Origin of the sequence: Bifidobacterium sp. UBA744 (genome assembly GCA_002298605.1) — a bacterium.
Taxonomy (GTDB): Bacteria; Actinomycetota; Actinomycetes; order Actinomycetales; family Bifidobacteriaceae; genus Bifidobacterium.
On record DBKS01000008.1, the window covers coordinates 6,236 to 10,879 of the forward strand.

A 4,644-nucleotide genomic window follows, 5' to 3' on the forward strand; every position below is an offset into this window, starting at 1 on the left:
CGCCGCTGCTCCGGCGGGTTGTCCCGGTGCCACACTTCCAGACCGTCCAGACCCTCATCAATAAGATCCTCAATCTGCTCATCGCTGAGCAGCACGGGGTTGCGGTTCAGGCCGCCGGCATGCGCGATGATCACCACACCGCCCGCGTCGCCCACCGCCCGCACGACCTCGTGCGTGGTGGGTGACGGAGTCGGAATGTAATACTTGCCGGTGGCGGACACCGCGCCGGCAAAGGCGTCCGATCGCGTTGCATAGACGCCGGCCGCAACCAGGGCATCGGCTATATGCGGACGGCCGATGGTGGTCCGCTCCCCCTCCCTCACCTGCGCCAGCACATCATCCCAAGTAATCGGATAGTCCCGCGACATCAGTTCCACCATCGCCTTGGTGCGAGCCATCCTGGCGGCGCGCGTACCGGCGAACAGCTGCGATATGGTCTGCGAGCGCGGATCATATTGGAACGCCAGCATATGCACGCTCACATTCCTGTCAGCCGCGGTGATTTCCGTGCCGCGAAGCAATGGCATGCCAAGCTCACGAGCGGCGAGTTCGGCCTCCTTCCAGCCGGCGGTGGTGTCATGGTCGGTAATGGCCACGCCATGCAGGCCAAGCGCCTTCGCCTGTCGAATCAACGTATGCGGCGTTTCCGTACCATCGGAGAAAGCGGTGTGGCAATGTATGTCCCATCCGCAGCGCGGTGATTCAAGTCGTTCGGCCTCGCGAGTCATATCACCATCGTAAGCTGTAGGGCAGTCGGAAGCGAACGCCGCCGCCACGGTTGGCGCATCGCGGACATCCATCATCGCATTGGTCGAATATCCGAGGCGGCGGCAGGAGGGCATATCAATGACACGCACCATGCACGACAATCAGTCCGGACCGGCGACAGGCTCCGATGCCATCGAATCCGCCGAAACGAATTTGCAGGGCTCACAGCGGGCCATGCGGCTCACCGGCTGGCGCCACAGCGCCCTGTGGACCTACGCGGTGATGCTGGTCGCCTCCGCCGCGGCATTGGTCGTCTCGTTCGTCCTGTCTGCGGAGACGCTGGTTATGGCCCGCAATCCCGGTATGAAACTCGGTTGCGACGTCAACGGCGTGGTGTCGTGTTCGTCCGTAGCGCAATCCTGGCAATCGGAAATCATCAAATTCGCCGGCCTGAGTTTCCCCAACGCTTTCTTCGGCATTGCGGCGGAATCGGTGTTCGTCACGGTTGCGGTTATCGGCATGGCTCGCGTGGCCGTTCCCCGCTGGTTCGCCATCTGCACATGGTTGGGCGGCCTCTCCGCGTTGGCCTACGCCTACTGGCTGTTCACGCAGTCCATGTATGTGATTCACGCCCTGTGCCCATGGTGCCTGGCACTTATGTTCTCCACCACCATCCAGTTCATGGCGCTCAGCCACGCCACCGTCGCCGTGCAGCAGCTTCCTGCGACGCGTCGGGGGACGCGCGGCGCGCAGCAGCGTGAGGAGTCCGGCAACGGATCAGACACGTCATTCACGCCGTCGGTGCCGCATGGACTCGGCACATACTATCGACTGAATTACGATCTGATGATCGACGCGCTCTGGCTGGTGGTGCTGGTCGCCCTGATCCTTCTGCAATACGGGGACGTCCTGTTCTAGGCGCGGACGAAACCGCCGGAGGCGTAGGGCCAGTGTAGGCTTGGCGGCATGAGCATTCCACAGACCGTAACCAAAATGCATGCCACCGGCAATGATTTCGTCGTGTATGCCGATCCGACCGGAGCGTACGAGCCGACTCCCGATGAAACCCGATGGCTTTGCGACCGGCATTTTGGCGTGGGGGCGGACGGCCTGATCCGTTTGGCGCCGCCCAAGAACGTATCCGATCTCACCCGGGAGCAGATCGACGCCTGCGGTGATGACGGCGCCGAATGGTTCATGGATTACCGTAACGCGGATGGATCGCTGGCGGAAATGTGCGGCAATGGCACCCGGGCGATCACGTTGTTCGCCCAGCGACATGGATTCGCCGACGCTCCGGGAGGCGCGCCCTTCCGCTTGGGCACCCGGGCCGGCGTGAAAACGCTGACGTCGCTCGGCGCGGTGGACGGGCTTGGCTCCGACATATTCCGCGTGGACATGGGAGCATGGCGCGCGCAGACGCCCGACTCCTACGAGGTCACGATTCCCTCCGCCCAGGGTTCGGCGCACGGCACATTCGTCGACATGGGCAATCCACACGTCGTGGCCGTCCGGGATTTTTCCGGCTTCGTCGGGGTTCCGGACCGCATCGGCGCGTATACGCTGCCTGATATCGAAGATCTTGACCTTACCGCCAAGCCCGTGGTGTCGCCGGAGCTGCCCAGCGACCAGAACGTGGAATTCGTGCGCATTGACTCCGTGGATGCATCATCCGGCGTCGGAACGGCCACCATGCGCGTGAACGAGCGCGGTTGCGGAGAAACGTTGTCATGCGGCACCGGCCTCTGCGCCTCAGCCGTGACGCTTCGTGCGCTCACCGGCATCGGGCACTGGACTATCACCGTACGAGGCGGGGTGCTGCGCGTCGATGTCACCGACACTGACGTTCATCTCACCGGCAACGCAACGACGGTCGGCACGATCGAACTCGCCTGAAAGGGGTTTCATTATGGCTTCCACAGCACCGGTGGGCGTATTCGACTCCGGATTAGGAGGCATTTCAGTCGTTCGCCAGCTCGTCCGCGATATGCCGCACGAACACGTGCTCTATTACGGGGATTCCGCCCACGCTCCATACGGCACAAAACCGCCCGAGCAGGTCAAAGAACTCAGCTTCGCCATTGCGCGGCGCTTTGCGGACCAAGGCGTCAAGGCCATGGTCATCGCCTGCAACACCGCCACCTCGGCCGCGGTCAACAGCCTGCGCGAGCAGTTCGACATCCCCATCATCGGTATGGAACCTGCGCTCAAAGTCGCCTGCGATGCCGGTCACGGACACCGCCAGCGCATTATTGTCGCCGCCACCCCGCTGACGCTACGCGAACGCAAATTCTCCACGCTGATGAACCGATTCAAAGAACAGCACACCATTTTCAAACAGCCATGTCCCGATCTGGTGAAACTGGTGGAGTCCGGGCAGCTTGACAATCATGAGTTGGTGCTGCAAACGCTCCACCGGTATTTTGACACCTACGACCTCGACACCATTGACTCTGTGGTGCTCGGCTGCACTCATTTTGTGTTCTACCGAGATTATTTCCGTGAATTGCTGCCCGAGACGACCGCACTCATCGACGGCAACGAAGGCACGATACGCCACCTTGAAGTAGTGCTTGAGTCCTTGGGCGAGCTTGCGCCCGACGACGCGCAGGGCGACGTGGAACTCGGCAATTCCGACACCAGCCCCCGTATGAACGCATTGGCCCAACGACTACTGGCATGGCGTAGCTGACCGGCAAGGGGGAATATATGACGCAGAACATCGAATCCATGCAGCTCATGCAGCCCGACCGTCTCTCATATGAAGGCCGGCACAAAACCGCTCTGATTGATGTCGGCGGAGGATTCCGTGCGATCTTCGGGTGCGGAGTCATGGATTACCTGCTCGAGGAAGGCATCAGTTTTGACCGGTGCTATGGCGTATCGGCCGGCGCCGCCAATATGACCTCGTTCATCGCGCGTCAGTTGGGACGCAATCACAAGTTCTACACCGAATACGCGTTCCGTAAGGAATATGCCAGCACCGAAAGCTTTTTCAAGAACCACAACTTCGCCAATCTGGACTATATTTACGGCACGCTCACCAATCACAACGGCGAATATCCGTTGGATTACGAAGCCTTCACATCCAATCCGACGGGTTTCACGGTAGTGGCGTGCAACGCCGAGGACGGCAGCACCAAATACTTCGACAAGTCGCGCATTCATTTCGATGATTACGACATCGTGAAGGCGAGCTCCGCAGTACCGGTGGCTTGCGAGCCGTATGTGGTGGATGGCGTGCCATACTACGATGGCGGGATCGCCGACCCCGTTCCGGTGCAGAAGGCCATCGATGACGGCTATGACCGCATCGTGCTGATCCTCACCAGGCTGCGTGATGAGATACGGTCGCAGAACAAGGACGTGGCTCCGGCGCGCATTCTCCGGCATCGGTACCCGCAGGCCGCAGAACGATTGCTGCAGCGCTATCAGACGTATAACGATGAAGTGTCGCTGGCAAAACGCTATGAGGCCGACGGACGCGTGCTGATCCTCGCGCCGGATGATCTGTGCGGACTAAGTACGCTGAGCAAGACCTTCGAGGGTCTTGAACTGATGTATCGCAAGGGATATGCGTCGGCCCACGCCATACCGGAATTTCTGGCCGGCTGAACACATATGCAAAGAGGCGGCAAGCATCTTTTGTAGCCTGCCGCCCCTTTGCATATCACAGCAATAAATGAACTGGCCTACGTCCTTTTTGCCTAACGGGTTATTTATTGCCGGCCTCGTTGGCGGTGAGCATCGCCTTGGTGACCTGCTCGTACAGATCCTGGTAGCCTCCCGGGGTCGACGATGGCAACACCACGGTTTTCGCGTTGTCGGATTCCGCAAGGGAGCGCATCACGTCGAGATACTGGTTGAACAGCACCACATTATTGACGTCGCCAATGTTCATGCCCACGGCTTGAAGGCTTTTGATCTGGTCGACGA

Annotated in this window: 5 protein-coding genes and 1 pseudogene; 4 read left to right on the plus strand and 2 right to left on the minus strand. The window is 60.4% G+C overall.

Features of this window, described 5'->3' with window-relative positions; all coding sequences use genetic code 11:
- The coding region (locus B2994_RS00495) for a PHP domain-containing protein (RefSeq protein ID WP_291526460.1) at positions 1 to 728 on the minus strand (728 nt) is incomplete at its 3' end.
- Positions 729 to 846: 118 nt separating this feature from the next.
- On the opposite strand from B2994_RS00495, the gene B2994_RS00500 reads away from it, so the two are divergent.
- From B2994_RS00500 to B2994_RS00515, 4 genes are read left to right on the plus strand one after another with little or no spacing between them, the layout of a single operon-like run.
- Entirely contained in the window at positions 847 to 1,626 is a 780-nt protein-coding gene (locus B2994_RS00500; RefSeq protein ID WP_414630612.1) for a vitamin K epoxide reductase family protein, read from the plus strand.
- A 48-nt stretch (positions 1,627 to 1,674) separates the two neighbouring features.
- Complete coding sequence (gene dapF / locus B2994_RS00505; protein WP_291526461.1) at positions 1,675 to 2,604, plus strand: diaminopimelate epimerase; 930 nt, start codon at positions 1,675 to 1,677, stop codon at positions 2,602 to 2,604.
- A 13-nt stretch (positions 2,605 to 2,617) separates the two neighbouring features.
- Entirely contained in the window at positions 2,618 to 3,400 is a 783-nt protein-coding gene (gene murI, locus B2994_RS00510) for a glutamate racemase (RefSeq protein ID WP_291526462.1), read from the plus strand.
- 47 nt (positions 3,401 to 3,447) lie between these two features.
- The gene (locus B2994_RS00515) at positions 3,448 to 4,323 is read left to right on the plus strand and encodes a patatin-like phospholipase family protein (RefSeq protein ID WP_291526464.1); all 876 of its coding nucleotides are present in this window, start codon (positions 3,448 to 3,450) and stop codon (positions 4,321 to 4,323) included.
- Between the two features lie 100 nt (positions 4,324 to 4,423).
- Here B2994_RS00515 and B2994_RS00520 read toward each other — a convergent pair.
- A pseudogene (locus B2994_RS00520) lies at positions 4,424 to 4,644 on the minus strand (SPFH domain-containing protein); the annotation flags it as partial.

Bases quoted from the DNA above. Each gene is read 5' to 3' on its own strand.
- B2994_RS00515 (WP_291526464.1), top strand. From the start codon at position 3,448: ATGCAGCCCGACCGTCTCTCATATGAAGGCCGGCACAAAACCGCTCTG.
- B2994_RS00500 (WP_414630612.1), top strand. From the start codon at position 847: ATGACACGCACCATGCACGACAATCAGTCCGGACCGGCGACAGGCTCC.
- dapF (WP_291526461.1), top strand. From the start codon at position 1,675: ATGAGCATTCCACAGACCGTAACCAAAATGCATGCCACCGGCAATGAT.
- murI (WP_291526462.1), top strand. From the start codon at position 2,618: ATGGCTTCCACAGCACCGGTGGGCGTATTCGACTCCGGATTAGGAGGC.